Genomic DNA, 17,543 nt, shown 5'->3' with positions numbered 1-17,543 from the left:
ACGACGCTCGAGGATCCTGTCCCCTTCTCGCCTCGCCGGCCCGCATGCGGACCGACGCGCTGACAAAAGGCACACACGGTTCGAACCAATCCGGAGCAAATGCTCCTAAAACCGGGTCGACCCCGTCTCATGCAGGCCCTTCAACAGAATTAAGGCGAGCCGCCTGCAATCTCGGACAGGATAGCTGGAAACCTTGCGGCTTCCGCCATTCGGGCCCGAGGGCCCGAATTCTTGTTGTGGAAGCGGGATGTTAGCGCCCGCTCCTCAAATATCGAATCAGGCCGCGCCGAGCGTGGCCACGTCGATCTTCAGGCCGGGGCCCATGGTCGACGACACGGCAACCTTCTTGACGTAGTTGCCCTTGGCGCCGGTCGGCTTGGCCTTGATGACAGCGTTGGCGAAGGCGCGCACATTCTCGGCGATCTTGTCGGCATCGAACGACGCCTTGCCGACGCCGGCATGCACGATGCCCGCCTTCTCGACGCGGAACTCCACAGCGCCGCCCTTCGACGCCTTGACCGCCGCGGCGACATCGGCCGTCACCGTGCCGACCTTCGGGTTCGGCATCATGCCGCGCGGGCCCAGCACCTTGCCGAGACGGCCGACGAGCGGCATCATGTCTGGCGCGGCGATGCAGCGATCGAAATTGATCTCACCCTTCTGCACCGTCTCCACGAGGTCCTCGGCACCCACAATGTCGGCACCTGCAGCCTTGGCTTCATCGGCCTTGTCGCCACGCGCGAAGACGGCGACGCGCACGTCACGACCCGTGCCGTTCGGCAGGTTCACGACGCCGCGAACCATCTGGTCGGCATGACGCGGATCAACGCCGAGGTTCATGGCCACCTCGATCGTCTCGTCGAACTTGGCGGTAGCGCGTTCCTTGAGCAGATTGATCGCCTCGGCCAGATCATAGGCCTTGTCGGCATCGATACCCTCGCGCGACTTCGCAATGCGCTTTGCAATTTTCTTCGCCATAATATCAGCCCACCACTTCCAGGCCCATCGAACGGGCGGAGCCTTCGACCATACGCATGGCCGCGTCCACATCGTTCGCATTGAGATCCTTCATCTTCGCCTCGGCGATCTCGCGTACCTTGTCGCGGGAGATCTTGCCGGCGGTCGACTTGCCGGGCTCCTTGGAACCCGACTTCAGGTTGGCCGCCTTCTTCAGGAAGAAGGTGACCGGGGGCGTCTTCATGGTGAAGGTGAACGACTTGTCCTGGTAGTAGGTGATCACCACCGGAATAGGCGCGTTCTTCTCCATCTCCTGCGTCTGCGCGTTGAACGCCTTGCAGAATTCCATGATGTTGATGCCACGCTGACCAAGCGCCGGACCGATCGGGGGCGACGGCGTTGCCGACCCCGCGGGAACCTGAAGCTTGAGCTGGCCCGCAATCTTCTTAGCCATTACTCGTCTGCCTTTTCTTCATGCCGGCCACCCTGTCGAACAGGCGGGCCAGCGGTTGCAGTTCGGTGGTACGGAGATCATACGGCCGGCCAAGCCGCCTTCTCCTTCCACCCGTTTGCCGCAGCCCCATGGGCCGGCGACCGTCATCCGCACAGCGGCGCGGCGACGACTGGTCAGCCCTTCTCGACCTGACCGAATTCAAGATCGACCGGCACGGCGCGCCCGAAGATCGACACCTCCACCTTCAGCCGCGAACGCTCCTCATCGACTTCCTGAACGAAGCCGTTGAAGGACGCGAACGGCCCATCCGAAACACGCACCTGCTCGCCAATCTCGAAGGTGATCGACGGCTTCGGCCGGTCAACGCCCTCCTGCACCTGATGCAGGATGCGGTCGGCCTCGGCTTCCGTGATCGGCACGGGCCTGGAATCACCAAGAAACCCAGTCACCTTCGGCGTGTTCTTAATGAGCGAGAACACCGCATCGGTGAGGTTCGCCTTAACCAGCACATACCCTGGAAAGAACTTGCGCTCCGCATCGACCTTGCGACCGCGACGCACCTCGACAACCTTCTCCGTCGGCACGACGATGTGCTCGATCTGGCCATCGAGGCCCTTCTGCTTCGCCTTGTGCTCTATGTCCTCGGCGACCTTCTTCTCGAAGTTCGAATAGGCGTGAACGATGTACCACCGCGCAGTCATCTCAGGTGCTCTCCGTATTTGCCGGTAATTATTGCCCGATGCCGAGAATGAGCTCGACACCCAGGGCCATCACCTGGTCGGCTGCAAAAAAGAATATCGCCGCTAGAAACGCGAACATCAGCACCATCGCCGTCGAAATCATCGTTTCGCGCCGGGACGGCCAGGTAACCTTCGCCGTCTCCTGACGCACCTGCTGCAGGAAGACAAAAGGATTCGTGGACTTTGACGCCATGTGCCGCTCTGCTTTCGAGAGCCCGTTTGCCGGGCCTTCTGGACGATCCCGACAAGCGGGACATTGCCGCATCTGGACGCAAGTCACTCGAATCAGAGCATCTTTCGCCCATGCAATAAGGGCGCGCCAAGCCGATACCCGGCTCCACGCACCGCGTGTTTGAATGCCCCTACATAATTGCGAACCGTCACCGTTGCAAGTGCTCAATTCGAAATTCAATGCAGCGGCCCCGGAACCATCCAATCGTTCCGGCAGCATCCTGGCCTTGCGCCGCGCGCGGCCTGGCAGGGGCAGAGGGGCTCGAACCCCCGACCTGCGGTTTTGGAGACCGCCGCTCTACCAACTGAGCTATACCCCTAGATCCAACGCATTTCGCGTACGGCAGCGCTTCCTATGAATTTCCGGCGCGTCTGTAAAGAGGCGAATGCCCCGGCGCGCGAAAAGACCGACGGGCGCGCTTCACTCCATGCGGCGAAACAGACCCGGATAATCGATCACGAAGCCGTCCGCATCGACCTCGATATCGCGGCAAAAATCGCTGTCGCGCGATTCGTAGCGGTAGAGCCTGTTTTCCTCCAGGCAGGTATAGCGTTGCGGATCGGCGAAGACCGCGAAATCGGGGAAGCTGACATAGGCGGTACGGATATCCGCGCTCTCCCCCTGGCTCAGGCCGAGGCGGCGGATGGGAAACGTGTTGGTGAGAGGCGAGACCGAGAGATCGGGCTCGAAGACCCCGTCAAGCGAAGGTGCGGCGCGGCCATTGCGCTTCCAGTGCCCCCGACCGTCATGCTCGAGCAATAGACTGCCCTGCCCGCCGATGATGGCCGCCTCGACCCGCTCGACGCGCCAGTTGGCCGTGCAGGCAATGTGGTATTCGACCGCGTAGTCCTGCCCGCCGGGAATGACCACGCCGTCGAAGAGGATCGCATCGCCTCGTGCGGCCATCACGAGATGCTCGAGACCGCCGCCTTCGACCTCGCGCCACCGCACGACCCTTGTGTCCGTTGCATCCATGAAGTGGCCCCGTCACGACAAACTTCACCGGGCATCATAGGAACTCGCGGGGCGGCAATAAAGAAAGGGCGACGTTTCCGCCGCCCTTTCCTGACATTGGTCTGTAATCCTCGTTCACTCCGTGATCGAAGCAACAATCCCGGCGCCGCCACACAGCGCGTCTCGCGCTGTGTCAGATCTTAGAATCCGTCGGCAGCTTTCGGGATTTTGCCCGATCACTCCGTGATCGAAGCAACAATCCCGGCGCCGACGGTGCGACCGCCCTCACGGATGGCGAAGCGCAGCTTCTCTTCCATCGCGATCGGCACGATCAGTTCCACGTCAACCGTCACATTGTCGCCCGGCATCACCATCTCCGTGCCCGCCGGAAGCGTCACCACACCCGTCACGTCCGTCGTGCGGAAGTAGAACTGCGGACGGTAGTTGGTGAAGAACGGCGTGTGACGGCCGCCCTCTTCCTTGGTCAGAATGTAGGCCTCGGCCTTGAACTTCGTGTGCGGCATCACCGAACCCGGCTTGCACAGGATCTGACCACGCTCCACACCCTCACGGTCGACACCGCGCAAAAGCGCGCCGATGTTGTCGCCCGCCTGGCCCTGGTCGAGAAGCTTGCGGAACATCTCAACACCCGTCACCGTCGTCTTCGACGTCGGACGGATGCCAACGATCTCAACTTCCTCGCCGACCTTGACGATGCCGCGCTCGACGCGACCCGTCACAACCGTGCCGCGGCCCGAGATCGAGAACACGTCCTCGATCGGCATCAGGAACGGCTGGTCGACCGGACGCTCCGGCGTCGGGATGTAGGCGTCAACCTCCTTCATCAGCGCACGGATCGCATCCTCGCCGATCTCCTTGTTGGAATCCTCAAGCGCCGCAAGCGCCGAGCCGGCAACGATCGGAATGTCGTCGCCCGGGAACTCGTAGGCCGACAGAAGCTCGCGAACCTCAAGCTCGACAAGCTCCAGAAGCTCCTTGTCGTCAACCTGGTCGACCTTGTTCAAGAACACGACGATCGCCGGAACGCCAACCTGGCGGGCCAGGAGAATGTGCTCGCGCGTCTGCGGCATCGGGCCGTCGGCCGCCGAAACAACCAGGATCGCGCCGTCCATCTGCGCCGCGCCCGTGATCATGTTCTTCACATAGTCCGCGTGGCCCGGGCAGTCGACATGCGCGTAGTGGCGATTCTCCGTCTCGTACTCGACATGCGCCGTCGAAATCGTGATGCCGCGCGCCTTCTCCTCAGGCGCTGCGTCGATCTGGTCATACGCCTTGAACTCGCCAAAATACTTCGTGATCGCCGCCGTCAACGACGTCTTGCCATGGTCAACGTGACCAATCGTGCCAATGTTCACATGCGGCTTCGTACGCTCGAATTTACCTTTTGCCATTTTGTCATTCCCTGGCGGCCAGAACTGTAATTCGGTTCGGATGCGGGGCGATTAGCGGCAAAGTCCACAAAATACAAGGCCCTTTTGGCCGAGAGGCGGTGCCTGGCCAACTACAATCGCTGCCGGAAATAAAATCGGGACTGGCGACGATGCCCCTCGACCATGGAATGAAGCCAACGTTGATGACGACTACGGAGGCAATACACAGTTGCGGTGGGCGCGCGGCGAAGGCGAGAGCAGCCGTGACGCGCTTGATTGACAGCTAATTGAGCCTATCCTTTTTGAGTACATCAAACCCCAATGGACGATTGGGCCGATAGCCCCCTGGCGGCTAAGATTGTCGCGCAATCAGGGGGTTGGCTTGTTATCGAATCTTCAGACGCTCAGGGGAATTGCTGCCCTGATGGTGGTCCTCCATCACGTGATTCACGCGGCCGGGTATAAAGACACGGAAATTTTCGCATCCGGCGTCGATCTGTTCTTCGTGATCAGCGGGTTCATAATGGTCTACACTACGCGTGCATCGGCCCCCACGATGATGGATTTCCTCCGGAATCGTGCCACACGAGTCATTCCGATGTACTGGCTGGTGACGATTGCCACGGTATTTGCCGTTCTGGCCGGTTTGCCGTTTTTCGGGCACCACGAGATTCAGGCATCCTACCTTCTCAAGTCACTGCTGTTCCTGCCTGAGTTCGACGGCAACGGCGTGGACCTGATGCCGATCGTGCTGGTTGGCTGGACGCTGAATTTCGAGATGTTCTTCTATGTCTGCTTTTCGCTGACGCTGGTCTGCGGACGCAACCTGGCGCATCGGGGATTGCTCGTCGTTCCGATCTTCGCGGCTTTGACCGCTGCCGCGGTCGTCTCCGGCGACAAGGTTCTCGGCTACTACGCCAACAATGTCATATGGGAGTTCGTGTTTGGCATCCTCATCGCATACTCTCTTCCCGCAATGACGATTTCAAAGACGCGCGATGCCAAAATCGGCGCATGGCTGTTGATCGCATCGAGTGTCGTCTGGCTCCTGGTAGCAGCGCAACATTCTCCCATGGAGGCGCGCTCCATGGCATTCGGCCTACCGGCTGCGGGGATCGTTGTCGCGGCCCTCGTTCTGGAGCGGAACGATTCGAAGGTTACTTCTCCTCTGCTGCTGCTCCTCGGAGCCGCCAGCTATTCGATCTATCTGCTCCATGTGTTCGTCTTGCAGATTATCAGCAAGATCATGGACGTGACGCAGATGAACCAGAGCTCGATTGGCCTGGGCGTGGGCTATATGGCGATGATTGTCGCGTCCGCGGTGGCGGGCATCATCAGCTACCGACTATTGGAAAAGCCCATCACTGCTGCCCTGCAACGGCGGCGCCTCGCGCCAACAGAAAAGGCAGCCCGCCACCCTCGAAACCAAAATGCATTCGCGCCTGCGGCTCGCTCGAAAGTGTGAGCAACTGACTGGTGCCTAACGAAGCCGGCAAGCAACCGCTACTCTGCCGCGCAGTGAAACGGCTCAAATGCTCGATCGTAAAAACAGAAGTGATTTCAAAAAGTTGCCTGGAGCGGGTAGCGGGAATCGAACCCGCATATTCAGCTTGGAAGGCTGCTGCTCTACCATTGAGCTATACCCGCAAGGCAATCAGCTCCGGATGTGCAGTGGTGGAGGGGGCTGGATTCGAACCAGCGTAGGCATAGCCAACGGATTTACAGTCCGTCTCCTTTAACCACTCGGACACCCCTCCGTACTGCGCCGGAGCCATGCGACGAGGTCTTCCAGCATGTAAATTCGGCCGCGTGGCCGCAACCGGAAATCATGCGAAGCGCCTTATGGCGACATGACTGCGCCCTGTCAACCGATAGTCGGAGCATGCGCGCCCCTTTTTGCCGCGCCTGCCCGCGGCACCGATCGCCGCATATCCAATGCGTGCGACAGGCGCTATAGAGAGTGCATGAGCGACCAGACATCACGCACCCGCAAGGACAGCCACTATGCACGGCTTCGCCGCGCCCATCGCGATGAGCAATCGCCGGGACGCAGCGAACACAAACCGGCACGTTCCCAGTCGCCGGCCCCACCGGGCGACGGGCTGGTCAGGCTCTACGGGCTGCACACTGTGCGCGCCGCGCTCGACAATCCCAACCGCACCATTCATCGCATGATGGTGACGCGCAATGCCGCCGAGCGGCTGAAGCTGGCCGACCCGGCCGGCCTGTCCTTTCCGGTCGAGATCGTAGAGCCACGCGCGATCGACCGCCTCACCGGCCCCGACGCCGTGCATCAGGGTGTTGTCATCGAAGCCGAGCCGTTGCGGCCAAAGGCGATTTCGGCGCTTGGCGACACGCCGCTCATCGTGGTGCTCGACCAGGTGACGGACCCGCACAATGTCGGCGCCATTTTGCGCACGGCCGTTGCCTTCGGCACCGGCGCGCTGATCACGACCAAGCGCCACAGCCCGGCCGAATCAGGCGTCCTGGCCAAGGCGGCCTCGGGCGCGCTCGAGCATATCGATCTGATCGAGGTGAGAAACCTGGCCCAGGCGCTGGACGAGCTCAAGGCGGCCGGCATCCTGACCATCGGTCTTGATTCGGAGGGGCCGAAGCGGCTCGAGGCGACGCTCGGCGGCGACCGCGTGGCACTCGTCATGGGAGCGGAAGGCAAGGGATTGCGGCAAAAAACGCGCGAAACCGTGGACAGGCTGGCGCGCCTCGACATGCCCGGCGCCATCCGCTCGCTCAACGTCTCCAATGCCGCCGCGATCGCGCTCTATGCAGCGCGCCGCCACCTCGACGAACCCGGCGAAACCCCCGCCGGCATCGGCCGAAAAGCCGGCGATGCGTCATGAAAATGTGGCACGCCTGCCTCAAAAAAGAACCGATTGCCGCCCAAAAAGGCTAAGCTGAACGAGAGGAGGCGCATCTGTGAATGTACGGCCAAGCAAGTATGGTGAAGGCGCGGCAGGCGCCATCGTCTGGACACCATGGGGCAGCATGCCGGCCGTCAGGACCGCACCTTCGGCAACGCCGATGCGTCGGGAGGAGGCCGAGGAGCGCTCGACCGTCATTCTCCAGCGTGCCGAATGGCTGCGCCTCGCCCGGCAGGCCAGGCCGAACTGAGGCTGCCCCGGACGCGCAAGAATGATGGGCACTGCGAGCACGTGAGCAGCAGTCTCGTCCCGATAACCGATGGTGCCCCCGGACGGAGTTCGCCAATTCTGCGAATTCAATGGCTTGCGCCTTGGTGTGGCGCCAACAGCGCGCACCAGTTTTCAATGGCTTAGGTGATACCCTGCCACACCTGCTTGACGAATATAGGAACATGATCCTATTTGATCGGCATGAGCAGAGGCATCGTCATAGACAGCATCCGGTCGATGATCGACTACGACCACAACCTCACCGCACACTGCAATGCATGCCGGCATCATTGTCGACTCGACCTTGAAGCACTCGGCCGCCGTCTCGGCTTCGAGCATTCCACGCTGGCACGGGCGCTCGCGCCGAAGCTCGTCTGCTCCAAATGCGGATCGAAGAACATTGCCCTGATCAATAGCGACGGCGCGGCCGATCGCAAGAAGTTCCACGCCGGCTAGGAAACGCACTCACTCGCCTGTTGGCTCATCACGTTCTTTCGGGACCAAATCCCAACCAGCAGGCAGTCGGAGGTTGATGTAGCCTTCGTAAGCCTTGTCCAACTGAATGCCAAGCTGCCCCGCTTCTGCAGTGAGACCCTGAATAGATGTCAAAATCGAATTGAAGTCGCTCACTGACCATTTCTCATGCGGTTCTCCCGAAAACGCCGATCTAGGCCTACGTATGATCATTCCTTCATACTTTTCAGAAACCATCCATGTGGAGTGAGCTACATTATTCCGACGTCTCTTTATTGATTTTAGCTTCTTACCTGACAAAAATTGTATCGCTTTCCACTTCTCTTCAGTGTCCGGCAGAGACTCAAGCGATGCCAAAATGATTTTTTGACGGATATCTATATTAACTACCGACAAAACTAATCGATAAGCCTGAAAGGCATCTTGCCTAAATGTTGATAGAACAATACGATCCAATGCGTCTTCGAATTCGGCCCAAGAACTAATTACCAGACCAATCATCGCCATATGATTGGGCCTGAGCGCCAGTGCTTGCGCGCCACAAAGGCCCTGGATCGGTCCCCTTATAGGTTGCGGCATCTCAAAAATATCCTCATAATTTCGGTAAAGCCAGTTGTCACCCGTCAAGGCCTTTTCGGCAATCATCTCAGATCGCCATGTGCAACCTGTACCATCACCGCGCCGGCCCGCAGATGATCCTCGATTTCACCCGGGCCATGACCAACCGCGCCGGCAACCTGGCGCCGGGCGACGTCTACCCCAACACCTTCGGCCCGATCGTGCGCAAGGGCGAGGACGGCAAGCGCGAGCTCGTCGCGGCGCGCTGGGGCATGCCCTCCCCGCATTTCGCTCTCAAGGGCAAGAATTACGATTACGGCGTGACGAACATCCGCAACACCACCTCGCCACACTGGCGGCGCTGGCTCGGCGTCGAAAACCGCTGCCTGGTTCCGGTGACACGCTTTGCCGAGCCGGACCCGGCATCGAAGGTCGAGGGCGGGCGAACCCCGATCGCCTGGTTCGCCCTGAATGAAGACGAACCGCTGTTCCTCTTCGCCGGTCTCTGGACGCCCTGGACGGGCAAGCGCAAGGCGAAGGAGGATCCGGCCGACCACGAGCTCTACGGCTTCCTGACCACGGAGCCCAACGGCATCGTGGGCCCGGTGCACAAGAAGGCCATGCCTGTCATGCTTACCGAGCCCGACGAGATCGAGCTATGGATGACGGCGCCGTGGGAAGAGGCGAAGCAGCTGCAGCGGCCGCTGCCGGATGAGCGTATGGTAAGGCTTGAACAGATAACGGCGTAGATGTGGCGGACAGCTCCCCAAAATGTGACTGAGCATAACGGGACGAATCGTCAAGTGTTCACTATAGCTCTCCAAGAAGACAAAGGAGAGTTCAATGGCATACAACCTGTTTATCGCTTACGATCTCATTCATCCGGGCCAAAATTACGATGGTGTCCGTGATGCAATTAAAGGGCTCGGAAAGTGGCATCAGTTTCAATTGTCACTTTTCTACGTCAATACGACCTACACGCCACAGCAAGCCTATGCGATCGTCAACGAAGCCATGGATGCCGGCGACAAGCTTGCAGTAATCGACGCACACGCAGGTATCGTGAGTACTTGGGACAAACCACCCATCTTGGAGATCAATTCCATCTGGTATGCTCCATGAGGTAGCTCCGGCCGAAACAAAAATAGCCCCGCAGCCTTTCGACCGCGGGGCTCTTTGCCTGAGAGGCGCGGCAGATATCAGTCTGCGCGCGTGAAGTCCATGAAATACTCGCCGCCTGTGATGTACATCTCGATCTGGCCGCCTGGCGTCCATTTCGACCATTCGGCGTTCACGCCCTTGCCGTCCTCATAGACGGGCATGAGATGCACACGGGCCATCTGATCATCCGGATCGGTCGATTTGTTGCGCTCAATCCGCCAGCACTTGAACTTCGCTCTTACCTGGACCGTCATCGGTCTTCTCCTTCTGATGATACCCGGAACCGCCGGGCGCGGATTTCGTCAAGGCGGCGGACGTCCCGTCATCGCGTACCATGCGCTGGCGGCACCGGCGGCCGCTGCAATCGGCCAGCGGGCGCTATAGTCGGGTACAATCCCGGGTGAGAGGCGGTTATACTTTTTGCCTCAAAACTACAATCAAGGCGGCGGCCGCGAGGTCCGGTTTTCGAGCCGCTGCAGTATCTCCCTCACAACACGCATGTCGGAGCTCAAGCCGTGGATGGCGCTCTCGACCGATCGCATGGCGTCGGCGGCATCGTTGGCCTGCTCTTCCACCGCGGTTATTCGCAGTTCGTGGTTGTCCAGAATGCGGGCCGTGGTTTCCAGCGACGTGACACGCTTGTCAATGCGCTCGATCTTTTCAGCGTTGATCCGTTGATTGGAGCTTACACGCTCCCACGTTGCCCCCCATGCGGCGATGCCGGCCACAAGGCCGACCAGAAGGACCACGGTGTTTAAGTTCCACGTCCATTGCCATGTCGGCGTTCTCATGTGCTGATCCTTCGTGTCTCCTGCCAATGCCCCGCTCCTGTGTTTCAATCCCAGCACCCCCGGCTCGCGCCGAAGGTGTTATGCCCCGCCACCTGCTCTGCGAACGGTCTGTCGTTCTCGATGATGAAGCTGCGCGTCTGCGACGCGGGGTTCAGTTTCCGCCACCCGTCGCAGTCACTCGCAGGTGCCGTCGTCTGACAACCGGCCACCGAGAGCAACGCAAAGCTGCCGATCATCCATGTCGCGAATTTGCTCATCGGTCGCGTTCCTTTCGCGAAGCAGTTCAACCGACTTCTGCAGGGCAGCCGTCCTTTCCGCCGCTGCGCCTCGCTGATAGGCGGCATAGTGCGTGTAGGCCATGACACCGGCCAGCACGAGAACGCCGGCCAGCGCTGCCCCGACGCGGGAGAATAGGAAAGCCATCATCGGTTCAGCCACCATTCGTTGGCGGCCCATGCGCCGGCAGACACGACGATGCCGGCCAGTACGGCCACGGCGTAGGGCAGGCCGAACACGGCCCATGTGGCGAGCACGGCAGCCGCCTTGATAGCAAGCGGGATCGCGAAGTACATCGAGATCATATCGATCAGGATGTCTCTGGTGTCGTTGCCGCCGCCCATCAGACCTGCTCCCCGTGGAACTCGTCCGGCTTGCGGGCTAGCGTGTCGTCACGGCGGCGGCGCAGGTACTCGGTCAGGATGCCGTTCGCCAGCAGGAACCACGGGAAGTATTCACCGAAGATCGGGGCGAATAGATACGGGTCTGCCGTGGTGACGATTTCAAGGATGATGCCGACGGCCATCTGGAGCCGGGCGAAGAAGATGGTCTCGCTGTCCTTGAAGAACGATTTGATGCGCTGCCACATGGTCACGCTCCTTCTGGCTTGGGGCCACGCGCGTAGCATCGCTTACAGATCGGCCGCGCGGGCTTGCCCGCATCGCCGTCGAATTGCGGCTTCCAGTCGTGCCCTATCTTTTGGACGTGATCGCCGGGACGCTGCGCGAATGCCGTCCCGCACTCGTCGCAGCCTTCGCAAGGTTGAGGCGGCATTCCGCTCTCGTATTTCTCGCACTTGCCGCACTCGCATCGCCAAAACTGCATGATCAGCCTCCGCACCAAATTCCGAACAAATTGCACGGCAGAGAAACCAGCCAAGCGCCCGCAGCCGCCAGCGCAGCTATAAGCGCGGCAATGAGCCCGCCCTTGCCGGAGGGGCGGGGCGTGGGAGAGGGGGCGCCGCCTTTCATCTCCGCGACCACATCAACCGGCTTGCCGCGGCTCCACAACACTTCGCCAGCCGAGTTCGCCGGGTAGAGCATTGCCGTTCCGCCGCTCGAATAGACGCCATCGAAAAACAGCGCCCGCTCCTTCTTGCGGCGGCCTATGATCTCCTTCGGCTTGCTCCAGTTCATGAACGCCTTGCGCGCCCCGGCCACATCGCCGGCATTGAACTTCTGCACCCATGTCGCGCGATCGATGCCTCCCGTGTTGAAATCGAACGAAACCGCCGCATCGAACTGGCGCTGCGTCAGCGGAACGGAGAAGGCATTACGTACCCGCGCCTCGAATGTGGCGATGTCCCGCGCGAAGATGTCCATGATCTCGTCCATGGAGTATTCGCCCCGCTTGGTTGCCGGGTCGGGCGGTCCAGCGCTGGCCGTATGGCCGATGCCAACCGTCCAAATGCCTCGACTGTCTCGATAAGGCGCATTGACAATGCCCTCGTGGCTCGCGATCTCCACGAGCCCGCGCTGGCTGACTTTCGTAGCCATGCCGTTTCCTTTCGGGTTTTCAGGGGTGGATTGCGCAGCTATCGTGCCGCGTCATGGATCCGTTCGAAGAACTTCGCCAGATGATCGAGAGCCCGTCCGGCCCGACCGAGGGTGCGGCCGGAAGAGCCAGACGGCTCATGCTCAAGGCCACGCTCGGCGCGCCCGAGACAGACGAGCTCGTGGGTGAGATCGACCTGTTCGCGGGCGACTACGAGATGATGATCGGCACGTTGGAAATGACCGGGCCGGGTGGCCCCATGCCGATGCCCGGCGTAAACCTCACGCCGATCCAGGACATGTTGCGCGCCAGGCTGGAGCGGATCATGACGATGTGTCTGCGGTCAGGCACGGTGCACTGAGGCGGCGATGCATCTCTTCGGCGTTGAGTTTTCAGATGGCGTGTGTGGTTTAGGGATCAGAACAACCAAGGGGATGCCAGTGATCCAGCACAGAAATCCGTTTGAGGGATTGAACCACCGGGAAATCTATGACGGACTGATGACCGGGCAATTTGGCCCTCTCTGGCCGGACGAAAAGCTCCAAGCCGGATACACCGCCATGAGCGGCCCCGGACTCGTGAAGCGCGCTTTCGACTTTATAGAAATGCTAGACAAGGATGGTGCATTCAAGCCGGGATGGCGCGGCCTGGATTACGGATGCGGATGGGGGCGGTTCGCCTCGACACTGCTATCCAAAGGACTGCCGGAGCAACTCGACCTATGTGATGCATGGCCGCACACATTGAGCATCCTCGCGAACGGCCGCTTCACCAACAAGGTGACGAAGGTTCCGGAGATCCTGTCCATCGGTGATATTCCGACGGGCGCCTACGATTTCATCCTCTCCTTCTCGGTGTTCACCCACCTGAACCCTACGTCCTTCGAGCGCAACATCCCCGTGCTGGTAACGGCCCTCAAGCCCGGAGGAACGTTCTACTTCACTGTTCGCCGAGATGAATTCATCGACCACAATTTCAAAGGCCGCGAGGCCGATCTACACCAGGTCTTGAACGACCGCGGCATCCTCTTCACCTCGTCGGACGGCGTGCTCGACGCCGACAAGGTGTTCGGCCACGCCGTGGTCACTGATGCCTATCTGAAGCGCTATGGGGCTCGCTACGTCGGGCAGCCCCATAGCCTCCAGCATGTCTACGCGATCACGCGAAGCTAGGAGGCCTTCCGCGCGATGATGACATCCTGCCCCTTGTAAGGAACGTCTTCGCGCCCTCCGGACCAGTTCGAAAGCTGCGTCTCGACGATCTCGAGCCCATGTTTTCGATGCAGTTCGTTAATGCCGTCCAGGCGCAGGCCAACGACCCATTCCGGCTTATCCTTCCATCCGACACGCCCGCCCTTGACCTCGTGTTCCATGCGCCGGCCATCCGACCGGGGGCGACCGTGCACCAGCGGTTCGGAGATCTCGTCGAGCAGGAGGTAGCTGTTCCAGATGCGCCCGCCCGGCTTGAGCACCCGCGACATTTCCCCCAGATAATTGTCGACCGCGTCGAACAGCATGTGAGTGAAGAGCGACGAGGACCAGACCACGTCGAAGCTGCCGTCTTCGAACGGAAAACGGTAGTTTTCAGCACTTACGGTCGCCTTCGGATTATAGAACTCGCTGTAGAGGTCGGCGTGGATGAAACGGAAGTTCGGCAGGCCGGAATACCGCTCCGCGCACCAGTCGATCGACGACTTGACGACGTCGACGCCGGTGTAGCTGCCGCTGGTCAGATATGTCGTGAATGGAGCCGCCACGCGCCCCAGTCCGCAGCCCATGTCGAGGATGTCGCTGTCCGGGCGAACGCCGGCCCGGTTTTTGAGCACCGTGAAGAGATAGGTGCCGATCTTCCGATACTCGGCAAGAATGTTTTCCTTGTCATGGATACCAACGTTGTTTTGCGCAATCAGTTCGACGGGTGGAGTAAGATGGTCCATGAGACCCCCTCTAAGTTGAAGAGGTTGCACGTCTATCAGTCGCCGCACTGCAACTCAACGGTGTGGGCTTCGATCGGCTAGGTTTTCCAGCGTTGCCACAATCACCCATCGTAGGGTCTGGATTATGACGGAACGACGACAGCGGAGCCATCGCAAACGTCCCATTGCGAACCGACAATGCCGCCACGCGCTACCATCAGGCGATGGTTTGTCGTGTCCAGGATGATTTTCCCGACATACTTGTTGACCGTGTTAATCGGGTCCGTGGCCGAGGCGATTTGCGTCGATGTAGCGCTCTGCACTGACAGCCCACCTGCGAAAGCGACACGGCCTTCGAACGATTGTTGTGCGAAACTTCCTTCTTCGCCAATTTCCCACTTGCCATGAAACGCAGCGAAGGAACCAGCGGCCTGATAGAATGCATCGTCGGGCACACTAAGACGACCGATCAACACCTCGAATTGCGATGCCAACTGGAATGTGCCGCCATCCGGAACCTGAGCAGCATGGCTGATCTCCAGTTCGAAACCCTGCAACTGGATCACGCCACCGCCGCTGACGGCGGCGGCGCGTAGAACGGAGGTCAACGAAGCGCTGTTGTCATCGGTGATTTTCAGATGGCGAATTTTCGATATGGCACCACCCACCCCACCGAACACGGTAACAAGTTCGCGCGTTGGCGGTTCGTAGCGCCCGGCAAGCTCGATGTGCCAATTCCAATCATCATCGCCGCGCGCGTCGAGACGATATTTGGCGGTGCTGTATGCCACCAGATAACCGCCTGCCTCCTTATAGAGCGCATTTTGACCAAGAACCGTCGCCGGGCCGGTATTGTTGCGCAGAATACCGCTTGTGAACGTTCCTGTCGTGCCAGTCGTATCGATGCCGGAAAGTTCGAACGTGCCCGCACCGACATTCAGGTTGGCGACAGTGAAGGTTTTCCATGAAAGCTGCTCAAGCCATGCGGGATTGGTGCCCTGAATGACATCAAGGAAGATGGCCGCACCATTCACGAGACCAAAATTAGCGTTGCCGTCGGCGGCGTCGGCAGGCGCAATGGTGACGACCGCCGGATTGCTCTTTGAGATGTTCGTAATCGTGTAGGCGTAGGCGCTGCCGCGCTGTGCGTTGTGGTTGTCGATGATGACCGACGCGAGAGACTGAGAGCCGAGACCGATCGTCTGGTAGATCGAAGTCGGCATGCCGCAGAAATTGGCGATCACATCCGAGTGCCCGACGAACGCATCAACGGCAGCATTTGCGGAGGGGTAGTTGTTAGCGCCCTGAGCCGTATCGATGTGCATGACCTCGGACGCCAGATTGAGAAGGCCGAACTTCTTGAACGTGCCGAAATACTCGATCACGCCGATGTCAAAGCCCTGAGCGGTCGGATACGGGATACCACCCCCATCATCGCGACGACCGAAGAAGAACCCGACATCAGGGGTATTGGTTGCATCGCCCTGCACTGTCGCATCATCGATCCGCCCGAACTGACTGTCGGTAAAATCGACCGCGATCTGGTCAGTGCATCGGGCCAAAAACTTGATGTTGAACAGGCCCCAGGAACGGCCTCGGATGCTCGTGAAATTCAATGACCGATCGTGCGCATACTTTGCGCTCTGACCGTCGACAACATAGGTGAATGTACTGCTGTCTCGGAAAGCGCGCATGAAATCGATGCATAGATTGATCGCCTCGCTGTCGTCGGTCGATGCACCGCCCGTTGCGCCAAACCACCGCGGATTTAGCCTGTTATCGGCCTGTCGTCGCACCCATGCACCTGAAGCACCCGAGATATCAGTTGCGGGCGTCACATAGACGCCCTGTGCGGCATCGTGATGCCATTTGACAGTTGTTGTGGTCGTTCCCGTCAAATTGACAGGCGTGCCGTCGTGCGCATCATCGAAGCTTGCGGCAAGCTGGAAGTTGTCGTCATCCACCTTGATAACGTAATAGATCGTGTTGGTGGCGAGCCCATTGACCGCAGCCGTGACGATAACCGCCTGACCGAGCATCAGGCCATGCCCGGCAGACGTAATCGTGTCTGTGCCATCATCGACAGACGACGACACGATGTCCGGCCCGAGCAGCGTGCCCGAAAAGTCCGATGCATCCCACACGAACTGCCCGGCGCGCGACGAATCGGTCAGATAGGCCACAGTGTTGACGCCGGTATCAACGGCTTGCAGGGCTGCTATGTCAGCCGGAAAGACGTTTGGAACCGCCGCTTGTGCTGCCGCAGCGCTCGCTGCTGCATCCGCAGCCGCCGCTTCCGCTGCCGCCTGGATGGCGCTCGCATCCCCGTAGCTGAAGAAGCGATAGTCGCCATTGCCATCAACGATGACAAGGGCAGCCATGCCAGGCTGAACATAACCGGCAGGGATCGGATCACCCGTATTCGTCACCAGGTCGCGCGGCGGCTCTTCGTTGAGCGAGAGCGTCATGGCATCATCGTTGGCAGCCACGAAATTGACGGAGATCAGCGCCTGGTAGGGATTGGTGTTGAAGCCGACCGGGATCGTGTCGGCCTGGACGGCGTTGGCCGTGCCAGCACCGGTGTTCGTACCGTTGATGATCTCATTCGGCAACCCGCCCACACGCCGCCAGCCGGCCGGCGAGGACGACCAGATAAAGGAGCCCTCATTGTCTACCGTGGCGCTGGTGACCGGATCGGTATGTGTGCCGGCATCCGGCCCGACCACCTGCGCCGGCTGGCCCTCAGTCTCGCCGGTGATCGCCGCGAGATCGGCCCAGGTCACTTGGTCGATGCGGCCGATGGCGGCGCCGTCGATCGCGCGCTCGGCCTCGGTCATCCAGACCTGCATTTCGCCATTGGCGACCTTGCGGGCTTCGCCTGCGGCGTCATAGGAGGCAGCAATGTCAACGCCGCGTTTGGTCCAAACGGTCATTCATCAATCTCCGAAATGTCAGGGTGAGGTCGATCGTGCGGCTGCCAAGACAGCGACCGCCGGA

23 protein-coding genes and 3 tRNA genes are annotated in these 17,543 nt (G+C 60.2%); 8 read left to right on the top strand and 18 right to left on the bottom strand.

The features are described from left to right. Nucleotides 1-276 precede the first annotated feature (276 nt). From rplA to tuf, 7 genes are all read right to left on the bottom strand, one after another. On the bottom strand, nt 277-978 hold the full coding sequence (gene rplA / locus GM909_RS04155; protein WP_157014925.1) for a 50S ribosomal protein L1: 702 nt from the start codon (nt 976-978) through the stop codon (nt 277-279). A 4-nt stretch (nt 979-982) separates the two neighbouring features. Further along, the gene (rplK, locus tag GM909_RS04150) at nt 983-1,411 is read right to left on the bottom strand and encodes a 50S ribosomal protein L11 (protein ID WP_157014924.1); all 429 of its coding nucleotides are present in this window, start codon (nt 1,409-1,411) and stop codon (nt 983-985) included. 173 nt (nt 1,412-1,584) lie between these two features. Further along, nucleotides 1,585-2,112, bottom strand: a complete 528-nt coding sequence (nusG, locus tag GM909_RS04145) for a transcription termination/antitermination protein NusG (protein WP_157014923.1) — start codon at nt 2,110-2,112, stop codon at nt 1,585-1,587. Between the two features lie 28 nt (nt 2,113-2,140). Next, nucleotides 2,141-2,344, bottom strand: coding sequence for a preprotein translocase subunit SecE (gene secE / locus GM909_RS04140; protein WP_157014922.1), 204 nt, complete (start codon nt 2,342-2,344; stop codon nt 2,141-2,143). Between the two features lie 282 nt (nt 2,345-2,626). Continuing rightward, nucleotides 2,627-2,702, bottom strand: a tRNA-Trp gene (locus GM909_RS04135). Between the two features lie 101 nt (nt 2,703-2,803). Continuing rightward, complete coding sequence (locus GM909_RS04130) at nt 2,804-3,358, bottom strand: putative glycolipid-binding domain-containing protein (RefSeq protein WP_157014921.1); 555 nt, start codon at nt 3,356-3,358, stop codon at nt 2,804-2,806. Between the two features lie 215 nt (nt 3,359-3,573). Then, nucleotides 3,574-4,749, bottom strand: a complete 1,176-nt coding sequence (tuf, locus tag GM909_RS04125; protein ID WP_157014920.1) for an elongation factor Tu — start codon at nt 4,747-4,749, stop codon at nt 3,574-3,576. 337 nt (nt 4,750-5,086) lie between these two features. On the opposite strand from tuf, the gene GM909_RS04120 reads away from it, so the two are divergent. After that, the gene (locus tag GM909_RS04120) at nt 5,087-6,193 is read left to right on the top strand and encodes an acyltransferase family protein (protein WP_157014919.1); all 1,107 of its coding nucleotides are present in this window, start codon (nt 5,087-5,089) and stop codon (nt 6,191-6,193) included. Nucleotides 6,194-6,301: 108 nt separating this feature from the next. Here GM909_RS04120 and GM909_RS04115 read toward each other — a convergent pair. Then, a tRNA-Gly gene (locus GM909_RS04115) sits at nt 6,302-6,375 on the bottom strand. Between the two features lie 25 nt (nt 6,376-6,400). Then, nucleotides 6,401-6,485, bottom strand: a tRNA-Tyr gene (locus tag GM909_RS04110). 207 nt (nt 6,486-6,692) lie between these two features. Between GM909_RS04110 and rlmB the strand changes: the two genes are divergently transcribed. From rlmB to GM909_RS04095, 3 genes are all read left to right on the top strand, one after another. Continuing rightward, the gene (gene rlmB, locus GM909_RS04105; RefSeq protein WP_157014918.1) at nt 6,693-7,586 is read left to right on the top strand and encodes a 23S rRNA (guanosine(2251)-2'-O)-methyltransferase RlmB; all 894 of its coding nucleotides are present in this window, start codon (nt 6,693-6,695) and stop codon (nt 7,584-7,586) included. 76 nt (nt 7,587-7,662) lie between these two features. Then, the gene (locus GM909_RS04100) at nt 7,663-7,857 is read left to right on the top strand and encodes a hypothetical protein (RefSeq protein WP_157014917.1); all 195 of its coding nucleotides are present in this window, start codon (nt 7,663-7,665) and stop codon (nt 7,855-7,857) included. Nucleotides 7,858-8,114: 257 nt separating this feature from the next. Beyond that, nucleotides 8,115-8,333, top strand: a complete 219-nt coding sequence (locus tag GM909_RS04095) for a hypothetical protein (RefSeq protein ID WP_157014916.1) — start codon at nt 8,115-8,117, stop codon at nt 8,331-8,333. A 9-nt stretch (nt 8,334-8,342) separates the two neighbouring features. On the opposite strand, the gene GM909_RS04090 is transcribed toward GM909_RS04095, so the two are convergent. Next, the gene (locus GM909_RS04090; RefSeq protein WP_157014915.1) at nt 8,343-8,996 is read right to left on the bottom strand and encodes a hypothetical protein; all 654 of its coding nucleotides are present in this window, start codon (nt 8,994-8,996) and stop codon (nt 8,343-8,345) included. A gap of 11 nt (nt 8,997-9,007) precedes the next feature. Between GM909_RS04090 and GM909_RS04085 the strand changes: the two genes are divergently transcribed. Together GM909_RS04085 and GM909_RS04080 are read left to right on the top strand one after the other, a co-directional pair. After that, complete coding sequence (locus GM909_RS04085; protein ID WP_157014914.1) at nt 9,008-9,658, top strand: SOS response-associated peptidase; 651 nt, start codon at nt 9,008-9,010, stop codon at nt 9,656-9,658. 94 nt (nt 9,659-9,752) lie between these two features. Then, nucleotides 9,753-10,031: a hypothetical protein gene (locus GM909_RS04080; RefSeq protein ID WP_157014913.1), complete on the top strand. Its 279-nt coding sequence runs from the start codon at nt 9,753-9,755 to the stop codon at nt 10,029-10,031. A gap of 77 nt (nt 10,032-10,108) precedes the next feature. On the opposite strand, the gene GM909_RS04075 is transcribed toward GM909_RS04080, so the two are convergent. The 6 genes from GM909_RS04075 to GM909_RS04050 form a co-directional block, all read right to left on the bottom strand. Then, nucleotides 10,109-10,324, bottom strand: coding sequence for a hypothetical protein (locus GM909_RS04075; protein WP_157014912.1), 216 nt, complete (start codon nt 10,322-10,324; stop codon nt 10,109-10,111). A gap of 183 nt (nt 10,325-10,507) precedes the next feature. After that, nucleotides 10,508-10,861: a hypothetical protein gene (locus tag GM909_RS04070; RefSeq protein ID WP_157014911.1), complete on the bottom strand. Its 354-nt coding sequence runs from the start codon at nt 10,859-10,861 to the stop codon at nt 10,508-10,510. Nucleotides 10,862-11,035: 174 nt separating this feature from the next. Continuing rightward, nucleotides 11,036-11,287: a hypothetical protein gene (locus GM909_RS04065; RefSeq protein ID WP_157014910.1), complete on the bottom strand. Its 252-nt coding sequence runs from the start codon at nt 11,285-11,287 to the stop codon at nt 11,036-11,038. Beyond that, nucleotides 11,284-11,481, bottom strand: a complete 198-nt coding sequence (locus GM909_RS04060; RefSeq protein ID WP_157014909.1) for a hypothetical protein — start codon at nt 11,479-11,481, stop codon at nt 11,284-11,286. The genes GM909_RS04065 and GM909_RS04060 overlap by 4 nt, the downstream gene beginning before the upstream one ends. After that, nucleotides 11,481-11,726 carry a hypothetical protein gene (locus GM909_RS04055; protein WP_157014908.1) on the bottom strand — a complete coding sequence of 82 codons (246 nt, stop codon included), beginning with the start codon at nt 11,724-11,726 and terminating at the stop codon, nt 11,481-11,483. Before GM909_RS04055 ends, GM909_RS04060 begins: the two co-directional genes overlap by 1 nt. Before the next feature lie 238 nt (nt 11,727-11,964). Continuing rightward, nucleotides 11,965-12,633, bottom strand: coding sequence for a lysozyme (locus GM909_RS04050; protein WP_157014907.1), 669 nt, complete (start codon nt 12,631-12,633; stop codon nt 11,965-11,967). Between the two features lie 53 nt (nt 12,634-12,686). On the opposite strand from GM909_RS04050, the gene GM909_RS04045 reads away from it, so the two are divergent. Together GM909_RS04045 and GM909_RS04040 are read left to right on the top strand one after the other, a co-directional pair. After that, nucleotides 12,687-12,992, top strand: coding sequence for a hypothetical protein (locus GM909_RS04045; protein WP_157014906.1), 306 nt, complete (start codon nt 12,687-12,689; stop codon nt 12,990-12,992). Between the two features lie 7 nt (nt 12,993-12,999). After that, the gene (locus GM909_RS04040) at nt 13,000-13,803 is read left to right on the top strand and encodes a class I SAM-dependent methyltransferase (RefSeq protein ID WP_157014905.1); all 804 of its coding nucleotides are present in this window, start codon (nt 13,000-13,002) and stop codon (nt 13,801-13,803) included. Here the strand turns inward: GM909_RS04040 and GM909_RS04035 are convergent. Both GM909_RS04035 and GM909_RS04030 read right to left on the bottom strand, forming a co-directional pair. Beyond that, the gene (locus GM909_RS04035) at nt 13,800-14,567 is read right to left on the bottom strand and encodes a class I SAM-dependent methyltransferase (protein WP_157014904.1); all 768 of its coding nucleotides are present in this window, start codon (nt 14,565-14,567) and stop codon (nt 13,800-13,802) included. The genes GM909_RS04040 and GM909_RS04035 overlap by 4 nt on opposite strands. A 122-nt stretch (nt 14,568-14,689) precedes the next feature. Then, nucleotides 14,690-17,479: a hypothetical protein gene (locus GM909_RS04030; protein ID WP_157014903.1), complete on the bottom strand. Its 2,790-nt coding sequence runs from the start codon at nt 17,477-17,479 to the stop codon at nt 14,690-14,692. Nucleotides 17,480-17,543 lie beyond the last annotated feature (64 nt).

It is taken from the genome of Mesorhizobium xinjiangense, from assembly GCF_009749525.1.
In the GTDB taxonomy this organism is placed as follows: Bacteria; Pseudomonadota; Alphaproteobacteria; order Rhizobiales; family Rhizobiaceae; genus Mangrovimarina; species Mangrovimarina xinjiangensis.
The sequence above is the reverse complement of the archived record's forward strand: the minus strand, read 5'-3'. Positions and strand labels throughout refer to the sequence as shown.